The sequence below is a fragment of the Fusobacterium sp. genome (assembly GCF_019012925.1).
GTDB lineage: Bacteria > Fusobacteriota > Fusobacteriia > Fusobacteriales > Fusobacteriaceae > Fusobacterium_A.
In genome coordinates this window covers 1-20,364 of sequence record NZ_JAGIRL010000045.1, presented here as the reverse complement: position 1 = coordinate 20,364, position 20,364 = coordinate 1, and the positions used below count along the sequence as shown (strand labels likewise).

The window sequence follows — 20,364 nt, the reverse complement described above, 5'->3', positions numbered from 1 at the left end:
TAATCTACAGTGGTTAGATTGTACAGCACCACAAGTAAGGATAGTGTCAGCACCTTTAGCGATAGCATCAGCCATAAGGAATTCAAGTTTTCTAGTTTTGTTTCCCCCAGAAGTAAGTCCTAAAAGGTCATCTCTTTTTATGTAGATAGTAGGACCCCCTAAAGCTTTAGAGAAGTTTTCTAATTTTTCAATAGGAGTAGTTCCTACAGTGTATCTTTTTCTTGGAAATTTTGCTAAATTCATATATATCACTCCTTAAAATTTGTTTTCCTTTGTATAGCTGAAGTATAGAACAAAATTGGATAAAAGTAAAATTTTCAGAGAGTTATTTTTATTGTGAAACTGAATAGGGAGCATAAGAAAACCAAATTAAATAAAGCTTATAGTAACTAAAGTATTAACTAATAAACATAATTTATAAAAAACTTGCTCTTTAAAAATAATTTTAAATATGGTATAATATAAAATTTGAAAAAATTAATATGAGGGGTAGGAATATGTTAAAGAAAATTGGTGAGTATCAATTAAAAATATTGGATAAATCTTTGATGGAAAGAAAAAAAGAGGAGATATTAGAACTATTAAAGTTAATACCAAATTCTCACTATACATTGGAAGACATTTTAGGAGAAAAGAAGGGAGAAAGAGTGCTTTATGGAAAGTGGGAGTATAGTCTTGTGCTTTTGGATAAAGAGAGAGTTGTTGGGGTATTGATAGGGTATGAGAGAGAAAGAGAGGAGAGTAAACTCTACTCTGAAAATTGTTTTTATATAAATGAAGTGGCAATTTCAAGAGAATTAAAAGGTAAGGGATTGGGTAGAAGTCTACTGAGATATTTTATAGATAATTTAAAATGTTACAAATATTTAGATGGAGATTTCATAATAAGGATACAAACAACAAATAGTGTTGAAAATATTAAAGTGATAGAGCTTTATGAAGAGTTAGGATTTAAAAGGGTAGGAACAAAAGATTATTCAACAAAACAGGATCTAGTTTTGGAAATAAGAAGATAAATATGGTAAAATAGAGTAAGGAAAATATTGAGGGGGGAGAAGAGATGAAATATTTACTACAAGGTTTTACTATGGGATTAGCTTACGTTGCTCCAATAGGGTTACAGAATCTATTTGTTATCAATACAGCTTTGGTACAGAAGAGAAGTAGGGCTGTTATAACGGCTATGATAGTTATATTTTTTGATATTACCTTAGCTTTAGCCTGTTTTTTGGGAGTAGGGGCAATAATGGAAAAGTCTAAAATTTTAGAGCTAGGAATACTCTTAGTTGGAAGTATTATTGTAATCTATATTGGGTATGGTTTGATAAGGTCTAAAGGTGTTATGGACAAAACAGCAGATGTCAATATACCTTTGAAAAAAGTTATTACAACAGCCTGTGTTGTAACTTGGTTTAATCCTCAAGCAATAATAGATGGAAGTATGATGTTGGGGGCATTTAGAGCATCTTTATTACCAGAGGAAGGAGTAAATTTTATAATAGGAGTGATGAGTGCTTCAGCTACTTGGTTTTTAGGATTGACTCTATTTTTAAGTATATTTAAGAGTAAATTTACAGACAATATTTTAACTTGGATAAATAGAGTGTGTGGAGTAGTAATAGTTTTATATGGAATAAAATTGCTATATAGTTTTATCGAGATGATAAAGGGATATTAAAATAGTTCAAATATATAAAAGGGAAGAAATTACATTCAATAGTTGATATTGTAGTAATTTTCTCCCTTTTTTTAATAATTACATTAAATAAAATATACAGATAGATAGTTAAATATGCTTCCAACTAATACAAAGATATGCCAAACTCCATGCATAAATCTAATATTTTTCATTCCATAGAAAATTGTTCCAACTGAATAGGCTATTCCACCACAGATAAGGAATTTTATGGAAATAGGGCTGACAAAAGTTTTTAGATCATCAAAAACAAATACTATCATCCAACCCATAAATAAATAGATTAAAGTTGAAAGAAATCTGAACCTACCTGCAAAAAAGATTTTAAAAACAATCCCAATCAATGTCATTCCCCATTGTATAAAAAAAAGAACCCATTTTATTTTGCCATCAAAGAATCCTAATAGATAGGGAGTATAAGAGCCAGATATTAAAACATATATAGCTGAGTGATCAAGAATTTTGAAAATTCTTTTAAATTTACCAATAGGTAAAATATGGTAAGTACCAGACATAGTATAGAGTAGAATAAGGGAACAACAAAATACCATAGATCCTATAAGATATCCAATGTTGCCACTCTGTAAGGTATGTATCAATAATGCTCCAGTACCAATTAAAGCTAAAACTACACCGAAATAATGAGTCATAGAGTTAACCCATTCCTCAATTCTTGAAATCTCCAATATTTAGCACCTCCTTCAAATAATTGATCATAATAAATCAATACTTTTTCCGATAGTAGCCCCACAATTTTTCATCTCTTCAATCGCTTTAGTAGAGGAATCAGCTTCTAAATTGACACCTCTACAACCATCTTCAACAAGATATACTTTATAACCAAGTTGTAGAGCATCAAGAACAGTGAATTTAACACAGAAATCTGTAGCTAATCCTAAAATATATAAAGTGTCAATTTTATTCTCTTTTAATATGGAGTTTAGAGTAGTTTCATTAAGTCTACCATTATCAAAAAATCCACTATATGAATCAATTTCAGGATTAGTTCCTTTATATATTATTGTAGATATTAGATCCTTGTTTAAATTAGGATGAAATTCACTTCCCTTTGTATTTTCAACACAGTGTACAGGCCACCAAACTTGTGGAATCCCATTTAAAGTTCCAATTTCTCCAATAGTTCCATTAGAGTTGATAGCAAAACTCTTGTGAGAACTAGGATGCCAGTCCTTTGTGGCTAAAATTAAATTGTTCTCTTGAGAAAATTTATTTATAAGAGAGTTGGCAACAGAAATAGTCTCATCTCCATTTTTTACCTCAAGAGCACCATTTTTACAGAAGTCATTTTGTAAATCAACAAGTATTAAAGCTTTCATAATTCCTCCACCCAAATATTTTTAAATTACACTACTAATATTATACCATTTTTTTAGAAAACAGATAAGTATATATTGAAATTATTGACATTTTTTAAAAAATATGATACAATGAACCGTTGTGAAATACACACATCAGTTATTTCTAAGCCAGGTGTCTTTTATAAAGATTGCTTAGTTTTGAGACTGATGGAAGAAAAACCAAAAGACTATTAGGAGGAAAAAATGGCAGTAATAACAATGAAACAACTATTAGAAGCTGGAGTTCACTTCGGACACCAAGCAAAAAGATGGAACCCAAAAATGGCTAAGTACATCTTCACAGAGAGAAACGGAATCCACGTAATCGATTTACACAAATCTTTAAAGAAAATCGAAGAAGCTTATGCAGTAATGAGAGAGATTGCTGAGCAAGGTGGAAAAGTATTATTCGTAGGAACTAAAAAACAAGCTCAAGAAGCTGTAAAAGAGCAAGCTGAAAGATCAGGAATGTACTATGTAAACAACAGATGGTTAGGAGGAATGTTAACTAACTTCGCAACTATCAAAACTAGAGTAGAAAGATTAAAAGAGTTAGAGCAAATGGAAGCAGACGGAACTTTAGATACTGCTTACACTAAAAAAGAAGCAGCTAACTTCAGAAAAGAATTAGCAAAATTATCTAAAAACTTATGCGGAATCAAAGATATGAAAGAAGTTCCAGCAGCTATATTTATCGTAGACTGTAAAAAAGAAACTTTAGCAATAAAAGAAGCTTCTGACTTAGGAATCCCTGTATTCGCAATGATCGATACTAACGTAGATCCAGATTTAATAACTTACCCAATTCCTGCAAACGACGATGCTATAAGATCAGTAAAATTAATCTCATCTGTAATGGCTAACGCTATAGTTGAAGGAAACCAAGGTAAAGAAGTAGTAGAAGCACCTGCTACTGAAGAAGAAGTTGTAGTAGAAGAAGGATCAGCTGAGTAATTTTTACTCATCTGATTGTTGAGCATAAATTAATAAAATAAAATTTTATTAGGAGGAAAAAATGGCAGTAATAACAGCTGGTTTAGTTAAAGAACTAAGAGAGAGAACTGGTGCTGGAATGATGGATTGTAAAAAAGCACTACAAGAAAATAACGGAGATATGGATAAAGCAATTGACTACTTAAGAGAGAAAGGAATTGCTAAAGCAGTTAAAAAAGCTGGAAGAGTTGCAGCAGAAGGATTAATATTTGATGCTGTATCAGCAGATCACAAAAGAGCTGTACTAATTGAGTTCAACTCTGAAACAGACTTCGTTGCTAAAAACGTAGAGTTTAAAGAGTTTGGAAAGAAATTAGCTGAAATTGCTATTGCAAACAACGTAAAAACAATAGAAGCTTTAAATGAGACAGAAGTAGAAGCTGGAAAAACTGTTGCTCAAGCAGTAACTGATTTAATCGCAAAAATCGGAGAAAACATGAACATCAGAAGAATCCACGAAACTGAAGCTAAAGATGGTTTTGTAGCTACTTATAGCCACTTAGGAGGAAAATTAGGAGTTATAGTTGAACTATCTGGAGAAGCTACTGAAGAGAATGTAACTAAAGCTAGAGATATCGCTATGCACGTAGCAGCTATGGATCCTAAATACCTAAATGAGTCTGAAGTAACAACAGCTGATTTAGAGCACGAAAAAGAGATAGCTAGAAAACAATTAGAAGCTGAAGGAAAACCAGCTCAAATTATTGAGAAAATCCTAGTTGGAAAAATGAACAAATTCTATGAAGAGAACTGTTTAGTAGACCAAATCTACGTAAGAGCAGAAAATAAAGAAACTGTTGCTAAATTCGCAGCACCTTCAACTGTATTATCTTATACAAGATACAAAGTTGGAGACGGAATCGAGAAAAAAGAAGAGAACTTCGCAGAAGAAGTTGCAGCTCAAATCAAAGGATAATAGCTAACAGTATAATGGGATGCAACAGCATCCCATTTTTTTAAAAAATCAAATTAGGAGGAGTTATGGAGAAGCCGTTTTATAAGAGAGTTTTATTAAAGCTTAGTGGAGAAGCATTAATGGGAGAACAGGAGTTCGGAATTTCATCTGACGTAATTTCATCTTATGCTAAGCAAATAAAAGAGATTGCAGACTTAGGAGTAGAAGTTTCAGTAGTTATAGGTGGAGGAAATATATTTAGGGGGTTGTCAGGTGCAACTCAAGGAGTAGATAGAGTAACAGGAGACCATATGGGAATGTTAGCAACTGTTATAAACTCATTGGCACTTCAGAACTCAATAGAAAAATTAGGTGTACAAACAAGAGTATTAACAGCGATTGAGATGCCTAAAATAGCTGAGCCATTCATAAAAAGAAGAGCTCAAAGACACTTGGAAAAAGGAAGAGTTGTAATATTTGGAGCAGGAACAGGAAATCCATATTTTACAACTGATACAGCAGCAGCATTGAGAGCTATAGAGATGAATACAGAAGTTGTATTAAAAGCTACAAAAGTAGATGGAATCTATGATAAAGATCCTGTAAAATATGCTGACGCAGTAAAATATGAAACAGTAACTTATGCAGAAGTTCTAAATAAAAATCTTAAAGTAATGGATGCAACAGCAATATCATTATGTAGAGAAAATAAATTACCTATTATAGTTTTTGATTCTTTAACAGAGGGAAATATCAAAAGAGTAATAATGGGAGAAAAAATAGGAACAACAGTAATAGCTGATTAATTATTAGGAGGATTTTATGACAGGTAAAGAAGTAGTAAGTTTATGTAAAGATAAAATGGGAAAGGCTGTTGAAGCAACAAAATATAAGTTTGCATCAATAAGAGCGGGAAGAGCAAGTGTTTCTATGCTTGATGGAATAAAAGTTGAGCAATATGGATCAGAGATGCCTTTAAATCAAGTAGGATCTGTTTCAGCTCCAGAAGCAAGATTATTAGTAATCGATCCTTGGGATAAATCACTAATAGCTAAAATAGAAAAATCAATAATCGCAGCTAACTTAGGATTAACTCCAAACAATGACGGAAAAGTTATAAGATTAGTAATGCCAGAATTAACTGCTGACAGAAGAAAAGAGTATGTAAAAATGGCTAAATCAGAAGCTGAAAATGGAAAAGTAGCTGTAAGAAACATCAGAAAAGATGGAAATAATGATCTTAAAAAATTATTAAAAGATAAAGAAAATCCTATCTCTGAAGATGAAGTTAAAAACTTAGAAGCTGAAATTCAAAAATTAACAGATGCTCACATAAAAGAGATTGATGAGTTATTTGCTAAAAAAGAAAAAGAGATAACAACTGTTTAATAAAAATAGTTGAGTAAGAAATAAGCAACCATTAGACTACAAGTTTAATGGTTGCTTATTTTATATTGTGCAGAAAAAAGAAATTAGTAGAAAAAATTGTGTAAATATGGTACAATTTACGAAGTATAGTGAGGTGAAAATATGGAGAGATATGTACCAAATCATATAGCAATAATTATGGACGGAAATGGAAGATGGGCAAAAAAAAGAGGACTGCCTAGAACTTTTGGACATAAAGAGGGAGCAGCAGCCCTTAGAAAAATAATAACATATGCAGCTAAGTTAGGAGTTAAATATTTAACTGTATATGCCTTTTCTACTGAAAACTGGAAGAGAAGTCAAGAAGAGGTAAGTGCTTTAATGTTTCTATTTAAAAGTTATATAAAGAACGAAGAGAAGAATATTATGGAAAATAATATTAGATTTATGGTTTCAGGGAGAAAAGACAATGTTAGTAACTCTCTTTTAGAAGCTATAGATAATCTTCAAGAAAAAAGTAAAAATAATACAGGATTAACTTTTAATATAGCATTCAATTATGGTGGAAGAGCTGAGATAGTTGATGCTGTAAATAAGATTTTAAAGTCTGGAAAAGATTCAATTGATGAAGAGGAGTTTTCTAAATACTTATATAGTGATATACCAGATCCAGAGCTTTTAATTAGAACTAGTGGAGAATTGAGAATATCTAACTTTTTACTATGGCAGATAGCTTATTCAGAGATATATATAACAGATACTTTATGGCCTGACTTTAACGAGGATGAGTTGGATAAAGCAATTGAAAATTATACAAAAAGGGATAGACGTTTTGGAGGAGTAAAATAATGCTAAGTAGAATAATAGTTGCTCTAATAGGTATTCCAATCTTGGTGGGAGTATTATATCACGGTGGATTTCCACTTTTGATATTTACAAATATTATAGTTGGAATGGGAGCTTATGAATTTTATCAGATGTCAGAGATAGGTGGAAAGAATCCAAATAAAATATTGGGAATAGTGATGGCAGTTTTAATTCCTAATATACTATTTTTTGAAAAACTTGGAACACTCTCTTTGGGAGTAGAGGGAGTATTGGCTATAGCAACAGTTTTAGCTATAGGAACAAGAGTTGTTCAAAATAGAGTAGAAGATGCTAGTGCTGACTTGGGAGATACTGTATTAGGAGCTCTATATACAGGAATACTTTTTTCTCATGTGCTTTTAATAAGCTTTTTACCAAACGGAGGAAAATGGTTGTTAACAGCTCAAATAATGGTATGGGTTTGTGATAGTTTTGCTTATTTTGTAGGAATGGCTATTGGAAGAAAGTTTTTTAAAAGAGGATTTAATAGTATAAGTCCTAAGAAATCAATTGAAGGATCATTGGGTGGAACAATTTTTACAATAATATCACTATTTTTATTGGATAGATATTTTATATTAGTAGAGGGTGGAATGTCTCTAATAAATATAATTATATTGGGAATATTTATTAGTGGAGTAGCTCAAATTGGAGATTTGGGAGAGTCAATGTTCAAGAGAGAGTTCAAAGTAAAGGATTCTGGAACTGTGTTGAGAGGACATGGTGGGATTTTAGATAGATTTGACAGTATGCTTTTCGTAGCTCCAGTGATGTATTATCTATTAAAATTTATCATATTGTAGTGTAAAAAGGGTGAGGTAACTTACCCACTTTTTTTCAAGGAGGAGTTTATGAAAAAAATTATAATATTGGGATCAACAGGAAGTATAGGAACAAATGCTCTTGAAGTAGTTAGAAAATCTCAGGATAAATTTCAAGTTGTGGGAATAAGTGGACATAGAAACTATAAATTATTAATTGAACAGATAGAGGAGTTTAAACCTAAATATGTGTCTATTGGAACAGATGAAGGCTATGAAAAGATAAGGGAAAAATTTCCTGAAATTGAGGTTTACTTAAAAGATGAGGGATTGAAGGAACTAGCTTCAAAAGATGACTATGATATACTATTGACTGCAGTTAGTGGAGCTATTGGGATAGAAGCTACTGTTGAAGGTATAAAGAGAGGAAAAAGAATTGCTTTAGCAAATAAAGAAACAATGGTAGCAGCAGGACCATATATAAATAGATTGTTGAAAGAGAATCCAAAAGCGGAGATAGTTCCTGTAGACAGTGAACATTCAGCAATATTTCAATCAATGCTAGGGGGAGCTAAAAAAGAGGTAAGAAAAATAATAATCACAGCAAGTGGGGGAACTTTTAGAGGAAAAACTGAAGAGGAACTTAGAGATGTAAGTGTTGAACAGGCTCTAAAACATCCTAACTGGTCAATGGGAAAAAAGATAACTATAGATTCTTCAACGCTTGTAAATAAAGGACTAGAAGTAATAGAAGCTCATGAGCTATTTGGTGTAGATTATGATGATATAGAGGTATTGGTACATCCACAGAGTATAATACATTCAATGGTAGAGTTTAAAGATAGAGCGGTTATAGCTCAATTGGGAGCTCCAGATATGAAATTACCAATTCAATATGCTTTCACTTATCCTTGTAGAGAGGAGAGTTTAGCTATGGAACCATTAGATTTTATGAAGGTTTCAACTTTAACCTTTGAAAAGCCTGATCATAAAACTTTTAAAGGTATTCAGTTGGCATTTAAAGCTGGAAAGATAGGGAAAACTATGCCTGCTGTTTTGAATGCTGCTAATGAAGTTGCAGTTGAGCTATTTTTAAAGGGAAAGATAAAGTTTTTAACTATTTATGAGATAATTGAAAAAGCTATGGAGAGACACACTCCTCTTGAGATAGATGGAGTTGAATTGATAAAAACTGTAGATAGAGAAACAAGAGAATGGGTATATTCAAATTATGAGAGGTAAGAGATGGGAAGAGTAATAGTAATAGAGGGGACAGATTCAAGTGGAAAAGAGACTCAAACAAAGAGATTGTTTGAAAGATTGGAAAGAGATGGTATTAAGATAAAAAAACTGTCATTTCCTAACTATGAGAGTCCAGCTTGTGAGCCAGTAAAAATGTATTTGGCTGGAGCATTTGGAGATAAGGCTTTAGATATAAATCCCTATCCTGTATCTACAATGTTTGCAATAGATAGATATGCCTCATACAAAATGGAATGGGAGAGTTTCTATAAAAGTGAAGGAGTAGTTGTAACAGATAGATATACAACTTCTAATATGGTTCACCAAGCATCAAAGATAGAGGATAAGGAAAAGAAAGAGGAGTATTTAAATTGGTTAGAAGATTTAGAATATAAAAAGATGAATATTCCCGCTCCAGACTTGGTTATATTTTTGAATATGCCAACTGAGATGGCAGTTAAATTGATGGCAGAGAGAAAAAATAAGATAACAGGCGAAGAGAAAAAGGATATCCATGAACAGGATACCAATTATTTAAAAAAATCATATGAGAATGCTTGTGAGATAGCTAGAAAATATGAGTGGAAAGAGATAAAATGTGTTGATGAGGGAAGATTGAAGACAATTGAAGAGATAGGAGAAGAGATATATTCAATTGTGAGAGATATAATTTAACTAAGAAGTAAGGAGAATTAATAATGGAGATACTAATAGCAATTTTAGTACTGGGGATAATTATATTTATTCATGAGTTGGGACATTTTATGACAGCAAAATTTTTTAAAATGCCTGTAAGTGAGTTTTCAATAGGTATGGGACCACAAGTTTATTCCTATGATACTATCAAAACTACCTATTCTTTCAGAGCGATTCCTATTGGAGGATTTGTAAATATTGAGGGAATGGAAGTGGATAGCAAACTTGAAGATGGATTTAATTCAAAACCTGCTTATGCAAGGTTTATAGTGTTGATAGCAGGAGTTTTTATGAATTTTCTGTTGGCATTTATTATTATGTTTAGCTCTATCTACATAAATGGAAAACCAATTATAAGTGAGAAACCTATAATTGGCACTATATTTAAAGAGGCTCAATCAAGTGAGTACCTAAAAGTTAAAGATAGAATAATTGAGATTGATGGAAAAAAGATAGATAGCTGGAAAGATATTAGTGAAAAGTTAAAGGGAATAAAAGAAGCTGATGAAGTTGAGATAAAGTTCGAGAGAGATGGAAAAATAGAGGAGTTAGAAGTACCTTTAACATATGATGCAAACACTAAAAATTATATGCTAGGAATACTGCCAGAGTATTCCATAGAAAAGTTTTCTGTAATTGAAGCTACTGAACTGACTTTTAAAAGTGGAGTAAAAATAGTAGAAGACACAGTAGCAGGACTAAAAATGATGATAACTGGTCAAGTAAAAGCCAAGGAGATAAGTGGACCTATAGGAATAATAAAAGTTGTTGGAGAAGCTTCGAGAGATGGGCTTGGGATAGTGTTGTGGCTAATGGCATTACTATCAATTAATGTGGGAGTTTTAAATTTATTACCACTACCAGCACTTGATGGTGGAAGAATAATTTTTGTGTTACTAGAGATGGTAGGAATAAAGGTGAATAAAAAGTTGGAAGAGAGAGTTCATATGGTAGGAATGCTTGTATTATTTGGACTAATTATCTTCATTACAACTAATGATATTTTCAATTTAGTCAAATAAAAATTTACAGATGCCCTAAAATTGGGCAAATGTGCAAAATAAAAAAAATAGTCTTGAAAAAATACAAATAATCTATTATAATACATGTATAAGATGTAGTCAAAAAATACGTTTATTTATAAATTAGTTACGGAGGTATTATATGAAAAATGCTATTTTAGCAATTTCAGAGAGAAAAGAAACTTTAAAACAAATAAGAAAAGAATTATCAGAACATTATGAAATAATAACTTTTAACAACTTACTAGACGCACTAGATATGTTAAGAGAGAGTGATTTTGATATAATTCTTTTAGACGAGTATTTAACTTGGTTTAATTTTGCTGAAGCAAAGAGAAAATTAAGTGGATTAGGAAAGGATTTTGTGGTAGTTGGATTATTAGAGGATGAAACTGAGACAGCTATTCAAGAGTTAAAAAATGCAGATATTTACAACTACTTGATGAAACCTGTAGAATTAAAAGAGATGAACAGAGTAATATTACCAGCTATTAAGAATTTAGAGATATTAAAAGAGAAGAGAAAATTAGAGGAAAAATTAGCAAGTTTAGAGGAAGATAGCGAAATAGTTGGACAATCTTCAAGAATTAAAGATATAAAAAATTTAGTAGAAAAAGTTGCAGAGAGTGATTTAGCTGTATTAATTACAGGAGAAAATGGATTAGGAAAAGAGATTGTTGCAAAAGAGATCTACAAAAAAAGTGATAGAAGAAAGAATAACTACATAGTTGTAAGTTGTGCTTCATTGAGTGAAGAGGCTATGGAAAGAGAGTTATTCGGTTATGAAAGAGGAGCTTTCACAGGAGCAAACTCAAGTAAAAGAGGACTTTTAGAGGAAGCAGATGGAGGAACAATATTCTTAGATGATATTTCAGCTATGGATATAAGATGCCAAGCTAAACTTTTAAAAGTTATAGAGTATGGAGAGTTAAAAAGAGTTGGTGGAAATAAAACAAGAAGAGTTGATGTAAGATTTATCGCTTCAAGCAACAAGGATTTAAAAGAGGAAACTGAAAAGGGAAGATTCAGAAAAGATCTATATCACAGATTAACAGCTTTCCCTATTGAGGTTCCACCTTTAAGAGAGAGAAAAGAGGATATACCATTATTAGCAAACTACTTCTTAAATAAAGTTGTAAGAGAGTTACATAGAGATACCCCAGTAATTTCAGGAGAGGCTATGAAATATTTAATGGAATACTCATATCCTGGAAATATAAGAGAGTTAAAAAATATGATCGAAAGAATGGTAATACTTTCAACTGATAAAGTTATAGATGTAGAGGATTTACCATTAGAGATCAAAATGAAATCTGACACAGTAGAAAACAAAACTGTAGTAGGTGTTGGACCATTAAAAGATATTCTAGAGCAAGAGATATACAGCTTAGCAGATGTTGAGAAGGTAGTAATAGCAATTGCACTTCAAAAAACAAGATGGAATAAGCAAGAGACTTCAAAACTATTAGGAATTGGAAGAACTACTCTTTATGAAAAAATTAGAAAATATGGTTTAGATTTTAAATAGAAAGAATTTATCAATAAACTATTAATACTATGAAAGGGGACAGCTCTGCTGAATAGAAAAATGGCAATAAGAAAATTTCGTAAACATATAAAACCATTTATTTGGTTCATAACAGTATTATTTATACTTTCATCTGGAATGTTAGCATATATGAATATGAGAAGTTCATATGATAGATCAAATGTATATGCTTTCAAATTAGATGGAGAAAAGGTTTCAAAAATGGAAGTGGAAAGAACTAAAAATAACTTGGTACAGGGGTATTCAAGATTTTTAGGAGATAAGTTAGATAAAAAGCTGATAGAAGTATTAGCTTTTGATGAAGTTATCAATAGAAATTTAACATTGGAGATAGCTGATGAGTTAAATATTAAAGTTCCAAATAAAGAGGTTAATGCTCAATACGATTCAATAGAGAAATCTATAGGAAACAAGGAACAGTTTAAAAGAATGTTAGCTGCACAAGGATATACTAAGAAGACATTTAAACAGGATATAAAAAATAATATTCTTATAGAAAAGACTTTCCAAAAGATTAAAGAGGGAGTAGTTCCAACAGATGAAGAGATCCAAAGAGAGTATGAGAATGGAGTTGCTACTCTATATGATGGTAAGAGTCTAGATGAAGTGAGAGATCAAGTTATAAATAACTTAAAAGAGCAAAAAGGAATGGAAGAATACTTAGTTCTATTGAAAAAAAGTAAGGATAAAGTAAAAATAGATAGTGTTTCTCCTGAGTACGAAGAATTATTAGCAAAAGTAGAGATAGATAAAGATGGATTTAAGGTAACAAATATTGATTTTGCTAAGAAGATGTTAAATGCTCTATATGTAACTAATGGAGACAAGGAGAAGGCTGATCTTCAAGTTAGAGAGTACTATGACAATCAGATAAAGATAGCTAAAGAAGCTATGAAAAGAGGAATAGTAGTACCTGAGGATCTACCATTAGAGTATAGATTTGAAATATTCCAAAGAGAGCTATTTAACAATATAAAATCAACAATTAAACCAACAGATGAGGAATTAAAAGAGTATTTTAATAACAATAATTTAAAATATGATATTTTCCCAAGTGCACAAGCTGAAATTGCAAAAGTTCAGATAGAACCTTCTGCTGAAGACAAAGAGATAGCTAAAAAACAAGCTGAAGATATCTTAAAAGAAGCTACTCCAGAAAACTTTAAAGAGAAAGCTAAGGAGTATTCAACAGGACCAAGTGCAGGAAATGGTGGAGAATTAGGGTGGTTCTCTAAAGGAGATATGGTAGAACCATTCCAAAAAGCAGCCTTTGAAGGTGAAGTTGGTAAGATATATCCTACACCTGTAGAAACAGTTTTCGGATATCATTTGATTTTAGTTGAGGATAAAAATGAAAAAGAGAATAAAGTAAAAGCTAGTCATATTTTAATCTCACCTAAAATATCTAAGAAAACAGTTGAAGATAAAGAAAAAGATATTGAGAATTTAAGAGAAAAAATACAAAATAAAGAGATAGAATTTAAAAATATCTCAAAGGATAGAACAGATATAGTTCAAAATAATAGCTTTAGAATTAACAATGCTGGATATATTTCAGGACTTGGTTATAATGAGGAGTTAGCAAAAACTATATTAGACGCTCCATTAAATAAAGTGGAAAGTTTAAAAATAGATAACGAAATCTATATTTTCAATAAAACTGAGGATGTAAAATATAAAAAAGCTAAGTATGAAGATGTTAAGGATAGAGTAAAAGAGGATTACTTAAATAGTAAGGCTCAAGAGGAAATGAAGAAATATATGTAAATAGAAAAAAGAGAATGACCATAATTGGTTGCTCTCTTTTTTATTGATTTTTTTATTTGCTTTATTTCAGAAAATATATTATACTATATAGCTGAATAACATTAAAATTATAATAGAAATGAGAGGGAGGGAAAATGAGATATAGATCAGAAGATATAGACCTCTTGATAGATTCTTTAAAGATAGAAGATGTTGTCGGAGAATTTGTAGAGCTAAAAAAATCTGGTGCAAACTATAAGGGATTATGTCCATTCCACTCTGATACCACTCCCTCATTTATGGTGAGTCCAAGCAAAAATATTTGTAAATGTTTTGTGTGTGGGGCTGGAGGAAATCCAATCTCTTTTTATTCTCAGTACAAAAAGATATCTTTTATGGAAGCTGTAGATGAATTAGCTAAAAAATATAGTATTCCAATAAAAGAGTTAGAGAGTAAAAGTAAAAGTAGTGAGAATTTTGATAAATACTATAAAATAATGGACGAGGCTCATAAATACTATACAGATAATATCTTTTCTCTTCAGGGAAGAACAGCTTTGGAGTATCTATCCAATAGAGCTATCAATCCAAAAATAATAAAAGATAATGGACTGGGATTTGCTTCAAATAGATGGAGCGACTTAACTGATTATCTGGTAAGTAAAGGGTATGAAAGTAAGGATCTAATATTATTAGGATTGACAAAAGAGGGGGATAATGGAAATAATTATGATGCTTTTAGAAATAGGATAATTTTTCCAATCTACTCTATAAAAGGAGAGGTTATTGCTTTTGGAGGAAGAACTCTTGAAAAGGATAAGGAGACACCAAAATATATAAACTCACCAGATACCCCAATATTTAAGAAGGGAAAGAATTTGTATGGATTGGAGAGAAGCTCAATAATAAGAAAGAAAAACTATACAATGCTGATGGAAGGGTATATGGATGTTTTGTCAGCAAATATCTATGGTTTTGATGTAGCTTTAGCTCCTCTAGGAACAGCTTTGACAGAGGAACAAGGAGCAATTTTAAAGAGGTATACTTCCAATGTTATACTCTCTTTTGACTCAGATGCTCCAGGTCAGTCTGCAACAGAGAGGGCAGGATTGATCTTAAAGAGTTTGGGATTTAATATTAGAGTGTTACAACTAGATGGAGCAAAGGATCCAGATGAATATCTGAAAACTTATGGAAAAGAGAGATTTTTACAGTGTGTAAAAAATTCAGTAGAGATATTTGATTTTTTATTCAGCTACTATTCAAAAGAGTATGATTTTAGTAGTATTATGTCTAAACAAAATTTTGTAAATAGATTTAAAAGTTTTTTCCAATGTATTGATACAGAACTTGAGAAAATGCTGTATTTGGATAAATTATCAAAAAATCTTAATTTAGAAAAAGATACCCTTAAAGAGATTTTAATAAATAAAAATAGAAAAAAATCAAGGAAATTTGAAGATGATTTAGTAAATATAAGTATAGGGGAAAAATTTGTCGCTTTGGACAGATTGGAAAGAGATACCCTGTTTTTAGTTCTTGTAAATAGAGATTATTTTAGATATTTTAAGGATAAAAAGATAAAAACATCAATTGGAAAGAAAATATATGATTATTTAGAAAAAGAGGACAGTATAGACATAATTTCAACTTTTGCCACAGAGTATGATCTGAAAGATGAGGAATTAGAACAGTGGAACCTATTGAGATGTACTGTTATTGAAGACTGTTCAGATGAGAAAAAAATAGAGGAACTATTGAGAGAGAGCTTTATCTCTTGGTTTAAACAGGAGATAGATGAGAGCTATGTAAAGATAAATAGTGGATTCTATGGGACAAAAGAGCTAAACATAATAGATAAATTGATGTTGGCAAGAAAGATCAAAGAGATAGAGATAAATTTAAGCAAAGTAAATGGATTTAATGAGATAGAAGAATTGTATAAAGGTTTTAATAATTTATTAATTAATCTATAAGTTATTTAGAGGAGGCTCAAATAATGAGAGAGTTTATAAAAAACGAAAAGGTTCTAGGCTTGGTAAGAAAAGCAATGGAAAACAAGTGCATCACTTATGAAGAGATCAATGATGGATTAAAAGATGATTTTCCTGTTGAAAAGATAGAACAGCTTATTACAGGAATGATCGATCAAGGTATTGAGATAGTAAGACAAGAGGATATAGAAAAAACTAAAAAATTAGCAAAAGCTACTAAAACTAAGAAAACTAAGGAAACTACTGCTAAGAAAGTTACAAAAAAGAAAGAGAAAGATCCTGAAGAGGACTATAGTGACGAAGAAAAATATGATGATTTAAAAGATGAAGATAATGAAAGTTTTGAAAAAGATGACTTTTTAGATGAAGATGATTTTGACGATGCTTTAGATAGTAAGTTGGATGATTTTGATGATGATTTTGATCATTTCAATCCTGATGATCTGGAAGATATAGGAGATGAGGACTATATCAGTGATGATTTATTCACTCTTTCAGGAGATATGAAGGTAGATGAGCCAATAAAGATGTACCTACGTGAGATAGGACAGATTCCTCTATTGAATCATGATGAGGAGCTAGAGTATGCTAAGAGAGCTCTAGAAGGAGACGAATGGGCAAGTCAACAGTTGATTGAAGCTAACTTAAGACTGGTTGTAAGTATTGCGAAAAAACATACAAATAGAGGATTGAAGTTATTAGATCTTATTCAAGAAGGAAATATTGGTCTAATGAAAGCTGTAGAAAAATTTGAATATACAAAGGGATATAAGTTTTCAACATATGCTACTTGGTGGATTAGACAGGCTATAACAAGAGCTATAGCAGACCAAGGAAGAACAATAAGAATACCAGTACATATGATAGAGACAATTAATAAGATCAAGAAGGAAGCTAGAATATACTTACAGGAGACAGGTAAAGATGCAACTCCAGAGGTTTTAGCTGAAAGATTGGGAATGGAGATAGAGAAAGTCAAAGCGATACAAGAGATGAATCAAGATCCTATCTCGTTGGAAACTCCAGTTGGAAGTGAAGAAGACAGTGAATTAGGAGATTTTGTTGAGGATAACAAAATGTTGAATCCATATGAATTAACAAATAGATCTTTATTGAGAGAGCAATTAGACGGTGTACTAAATAGTTTGAGCAGTAGAGAGGAAAAGGTATTGAGATATAGATATGGACTTGACGATGGTTCACCTAAGACTCTAGAAGAAGTTGGAAAAATATTTAAAGTAACAAGAGAAAGAATCAGACAGATAGAGGTAAAAGCTCTTAGAAAATTAAGACATCCAAGCAGAAGAAAGAAATTAGAGGATTTTAAAGTATAATAACTAAAATAGAGGCTGATACAATAAAAATAAAGAATCAGTCTCTTTTTTAAATTATAATAGGAGGAAAAATGGAAAAAATTAACGTGTTAGATTTTGAGAGAAGTGTAATAGCAGAGTATACATCAGATATAGAGTTTTTAAAATTTTTGGAGAAAAATGGGAAAAAGGAATTAAACTTAGATTATTCAAAAGTTGAGTTAAAAGAGCTGGAAGATGAGGATTTAGATACACTGGGAGAAGAGACAGTGTTGGATTATCTAGAAGAGGTAGCTAGTATTACTTTAACAAATGAGATAGAGGGAGAGGATTTTGTAGTTCAAAATCTTCCAGTAGTGGCTTCAATTGCTTTTAATTACTTGAGAGAGGGAGTAGCCTACTTAGATGTTGTTCAAGAGGGGACAATGGGTCTTATAAAGGGAATAGAAGCTTATAAAGGTGAGATACATGGTGATTTCGATAACTATAAAAATTATTGGATAGTTAGAGAGATGGTACTGTTCATAGAGAGTAAGATAAACGATATAAAAAATGAATTTAAAAGCTTTTTCAAAGATAAGAGAGAGAATTTTGGAAAAACTAAAGAGGAAGAAAGTGATAAATCAGAGGTTTATTTGACAGAGGAGGATCTTTTACCGAATTTAGAAGCTATAGATAAGAGAGAAAAACTTATGGAAAAAACTATGGATTTCTTTGCTTTAAAAAACAGATTAAGTAAGAGACAGATAGATGTATTAAATTACTACTTTGGTTTTGGTGTAGATAGAAGATATTCAACTTTTGAGATTGAAGAGAAGCTAGGATTAAATAAAGGTGATGGTGAAGTTATTTTTGAACAAGCACTTTTAATTTTATCTACAATGGAAGGGAAGATGTTTTTATGATAGCTCAACAAATTATCAACGGTTTAGAGGAGAGATATCCAAAAAGATTGGCTGAAGGTTGGGACAATGTTGGACTGTTATTAGGGGATAATAAGCAGGAGATAAAAAAAGTTCAGTTATCTTTGGATATTACTGATAAAGCAATTGAAAATGCAGTAAAAAATGGTGTAAATATGATAGTAACACATCACCCATTCATATTTAAAGGGATTAAAAATATTGATTTTAGTACAACGATTGGAAAAAAGATAAGAGATTTAATAAAAAATGATATTAGTGTATACTCTATACATACAAATTTAGACTCAGCTCAGGGAGGATTGAATGACTATCTTTTGAGTTTACTTGACATCTGTGAGAGTAAAGTCATTGATAAGAACTCTGAAAATGAGAGTTGTGGTATAGGTAGACTGTATAAATTGAAAGAAGAAACACTTTTAAAAGAGTATATTGTTCAATTAAAAGAGAGATTTCAATTGGAAAATTTAAGGGTAATAACAGAAAGTGATGAAGTTAAAATAAAAAGAGTGGCCCTTATAAATGGATCAGGAATGAGCTATTGGAGAAAAGTTAAGAGTTTGGGAGCAGATCTTTTTATAACAGGAGATGTAGGCTATCATGAGGCACTAGAAGCTAAAGAGAGTGGATTGACTGTAATAGATATAGGTCATTTTGAGGGAGAACAGCATTTTGTAAGACTTTTAAAAACTTACTTTGAAAAAATTAATATTGATGTTATAATTTATAATGATGGACCCACATTTAAAATTTATTAATTAGGAGTAAAGAATGAGTAAAAAACTTATAGCATTAAGTTTCTTTTTATTGAATATCTTAACTTTTGCCAAAGTAAATGATGAACTTGGAGTTTTAAATGATGAGCAGAAGGTAAGTATTGAAAAGAAAATTGAGGAGATCTCTGAAAAAAGAGGAATAAATATATATGTTAACACTTTTTCAGGAGATGAGGGATTTGTTGCTGATAAAGCTGAAAAATTAGTGATTTTAAATTTGACAAAACCTGAAGAGAAATCTTTAAAAGTTGAACTGAAGTTGACTAAAGATATGGAATTAGAAGAAGTCCAAGAAGATATAGACAATATTTTAAATGGAAATGAAAAAAGTTTAAAAGAAAAAAATTATTCTGAGTATATTACAGAAGTGCTAGTTGGTATTGATGGAGTCCTAGAAAATATTAAGTTTGAAGAGCCTATTGTAGTTGAAGAAGAAGTGGTTCAAGAGAAAAAAAATGGATTTTTTATAGGAATGGGTATTGCATTTTTTGTAATATTTGGTATTATAATAAGAGTGCTTATGATAAAATATCGTAAAAGTTTTAAAGAAGAGATGGAAATAGTAAGCAGAAGAAAATATTAAAAATATATAGAAGGTATTAAAGTTAATCGCTGCTTAATTTTTTAAGGAGAGGAAAGTCCGGGCTCCATAGAGCAAGAGGGCAGCTAACGGCTGCTAAAGGTAACTTTAAGGAAAGTGCCACAGAAAATAGACCGCCCATTTTTATAGTGGGTAAGGGTGAAAAGGCGGTGTAAGAGACCACCAGTTTTTTAGGGGACTAAAAAAGCTAGGTAAACCCCCTCTGGAGCAAGACTAAATAGGAAAGGTTAAGGGCTGCTCGTCCAGCTTTCAGGGTAAGTTGCTAAAAACTATAAGAGATTATAGGCTTAGATAAATGATTAACATAAACAAAACCCGGCTTATTTAATGCCTTCACAAATTTTTTAAAAAAAAATTAAAAAAAGTATTGACGAAAATTATTATTTGTGATATTATAATCTATGTCCGCGAGAGAGCGGTACGAAAAAATGTTAAGGACATTAGCAACAGAATAGAGAAAGACAATAAATGCAAACACAACAATAAATTGGTGTAAATTATCAGTAAATTTTACTGAGTTAAATAGATTGAACGAAGAGTTTGATCCTGGCTCAGGATGAACGC

General features: G+C 31.2%; 21 protein-coding genes and 1 other RNA gene. 19 read left to right on the top strand and 3 right to left on the bottom strand.

The window, feature by feature from the left end:
• Nucleotides 1-243 (bottom strand): pyridoxal-phosphate dependent enzyme (locus QZ286_RS08385; RefSeq protein ID WP_291256238.1); only part of this gene is annotated, 243 nt, incomplete at its 3' end.
• Between the two features lie 254 nt (nt 244-497).
• On the opposite strand from QZ286_RS08385, the gene QZ286_RS08380 reads away from it, so the two are divergent.
• Both QZ286_RS08380 and QZ286_RS08375 read left to right on the top strand, forming a co-directional pair.
• Complete coding sequence (locus tag QZ286_RS08380; protein ID WP_291256509.1) at nt 498-1,016, top strand: GNAT family N-acetyltransferase; 519 nt, start codon at nt 498-500, stop codon at nt 1,014-1,016.
• A gap of 44 nt (nt 1,017-1,060) precedes the next feature.
• Nucleotides 1,061-1,678, top strand: a complete 618-nt coding sequence (locus tag QZ286_RS08375; RefSeq protein WP_291256508.1) for a LysE family transporter — start codon at nt 1,061-1,063, stop codon at nt 1,676-1,678.
• An 83-nt stretch (nt 1,679-1,761) separates the two neighbouring features.
• Here the strand turns inward: QZ286_RS08375 and QZ286_RS08370 are convergent, their stop codons facing one another.
• Nucleotides 1,762-2,382 (bottom strand): hemolysin III family protein, encoded by a 621-nt coding sequence (locus QZ286_RS08370; RefSeq protein WP_291256507.1) that lies wholly within the window; start codon nt 2,380-2,382, stop codon nt 1,762-1,764.
• Between the two features lie 27 nt (nt 2,383-2,409).
• A complete protein-coding gene (gene pncA, locus QZ286_RS08365) occupies nt 2,410-3,033 on the bottom strand; it encodes a bifunctional nicotinamidase/pyrazinamidase (RefSeq protein WP_291256506.1) in 624 nt (207 codons plus the stop codon).
• 225 nt (nt 3,034-3,258) lie between these two features.
• Here pncA and rpsB point away from each other — a divergent pair, with 225 nt between their 5' ends.
• The 17 genes from rpsB to rnpB all read left to right on the top strand — a co-directional run bounded on the left by rpsB (nt 3,259) and on the right by rnpB (nt 20,139).
• Nucleotides 3,259-4,008 carry a 30S ribosomal protein S2 gene (gene rpsB / locus QZ286_RS08360; protein ID WP_291256505.1) on the top strand — a complete coding sequence of 250 codons (750 nt, stop codon included), beginning with the start codon at nt 3,259-3,261 and terminating at the stop codon, nt 4,006-4,008.
• Nucleotides 4,009-4,069: 61 nt separating this feature from the next.
• Nucleotides 4,070-4,963, top strand: coding sequence for a translation elongation factor Ts (tsf, locus tag QZ286_RS08355; RefSeq protein WP_291256504.1), 894 nt, complete (start codon nt 4,070-4,072; stop codon nt 4,961-4,963).
• A 65-nt stretch (nt 4,964-5,028) separates the two neighbouring features.
• A complete protein-coding gene (gene pyrH, locus QZ286_RS08350; protein WP_291256503.1) occupies nt 5,029-5,748 on the top strand; it encodes a UMP kinase in 720 nt (239 codons plus the stop codon).
• 16 nt (nt 5,749-5,764) lie between these two features.
• Entirely contained in the window at nt 5,765-6,331 is a 567-nt protein-coding gene (gene frr / locus QZ286_RS08345; RefSeq protein WP_291256502.1) for a ribosome recycling factor, read from the top strand.
• Nucleotides 6,332-6,472: 141 nt separating this feature from the next.
• Entirely contained in the window at nt 6,473-7,159 is a 687-nt protein-coding gene (locus QZ286_RS08340) for an isoprenyl transferase (RefSeq protein ID WP_291256501.1), read from the top strand.
• The gene (locus QZ286_RS08335) at nt 7,159-7,980 is read left to right on the top strand and encodes a phosphatidate cytidylyltransferase (protein ID WP_291256500.1); all 822 of its coding nucleotides are present in this window, start codon (nt 7,159-7,161) and stop codon (nt 7,978-7,980) included. Before QZ286_RS08340 ends, QZ286_RS08335 begins: the two co-directional genes overlap by 1 nt.
• Nucleotides 7,981-8,028: 48 nt before the next feature.
• The gene (gene dxr, locus QZ286_RS08330; RefSeq protein ID WP_291256499.1) at nt 8,029-9,180 is read left to right on the top strand and encodes a 1-deoxy-D-xylulose-5-phosphate reductoisomerase; all 1,152 of its coding nucleotides are present in this window, start codon (nt 8,029-8,031) and stop codon (nt 9,178-9,180) included.
• Nucleotides 9,181-9,183: 3 nt separating this feature from the next.
• Nucleotides 9,184-9,855, top strand: a complete 672-nt coding sequence (locus QZ286_RS08325) for a thymidylate kinase (RefSeq protein ID WP_291256498.1) — start codon at nt 9,184-9,186, stop codon at nt 9,853-9,855.
• Between the two features lie 23 nt (nt 9,856-9,878).
• Nucleotides 9,879-10,898, top strand: a complete 1,020-nt coding sequence (locus QZ286_RS08320) for an RIP metalloprotease (protein ID WP_291256497.1) — start codon at nt 9,879-9,881, stop codon at nt 10,896-10,898.
• A gap of 142 nt (nt 10,899-11,040) precedes the next feature.
• Nucleotides 11,041-12,426 (top strand): sigma-54 dependent transcriptional regulator, encoded by a 1,386-nt coding sequence (locus QZ286_RS08315; RefSeq protein WP_291256496.1) that lies wholly within the window; start codon nt 11,041-11,043, stop codon nt 12,424-12,426.
• 60 nt (nt 12,427-12,486) lie between these two features.
• Nucleotides 12,487-14,214 carry a peptidylprolyl isomerase gene (locus QZ286_RS08310; RefSeq protein WP_291256495.1) on the top strand — a complete coding sequence of 576 codons (1,728 nt, stop codon included), beginning with the start codon at nt 12,487-12,489 and terminating at the stop codon, nt 14,212-14,214.
• 134 nt (nt 14,215-14,348) lie between these two features.
• Entirely contained in the window at nt 14,349-16,169 is a 1,821-nt protein-coding gene (gene dnaG / locus QZ286_RS08305; protein ID WP_291256494.1) for a DNA primase, read from the top strand.
• Between the two features lie 23 nt (nt 16,170-16,192).
• On the top strand, nt 16,193-17,521 hold the full coding sequence (gene rpoD / locus QZ286_RS08300) for an RNA polymerase sigma factor RpoD (RefSeq protein ID WP_291256493.1): 1,329 nt from the start codon (nt 16,193-16,195) through the stop codon (nt 17,519-17,521).
• Nucleotides 17,522-17,592: 71 nt separating this feature from the next.
• The gene (locus QZ286_RS08295) at nt 17,593-18,405 is read left to right on the top strand and encodes a sigma-70 family RNA polymerase sigma factor (protein ID WP_291256492.1); all 813 of its coding nucleotides are present in this window, start codon (nt 17,593-17,595) and stop codon (nt 18,403-18,405) included.
• Nucleotides 18,402-19,181, top strand: coding sequence for a Nif3-like dinuclear metal center hexameric protein (locus tag QZ286_RS08290; RefSeq protein ID WP_291256491.1), 780 nt, complete (start codon nt 18,402-18,404; stop codon nt 19,179-19,181). The genes QZ286_RS08295 and QZ286_RS08290 overlap by 4 nt, the downstream gene beginning before the upstream one ends.
• A 13-nt stretch (nt 19,182-19,194) precedes the next feature.
• Nucleotides 19,195-19,782 (top strand): hypothetical protein, encoded by a 588-nt coding sequence (locus tag QZ286_RS08285; RefSeq protein WP_291256490.1) that lies wholly within the window; start codon nt 19,195-19,197, stop codon nt 19,780-19,782.
• Between the two features lie 9 nt (nt 19,783-19,791).
• An RNA gene (rnpB, locus tag QZ286_RS08280) (RNase P RNA component class A) lies at nt 19,792-20,139 on the top strand.
• Nucleotides 20,140-20,364: the final 225 nt, after the last annotated feature.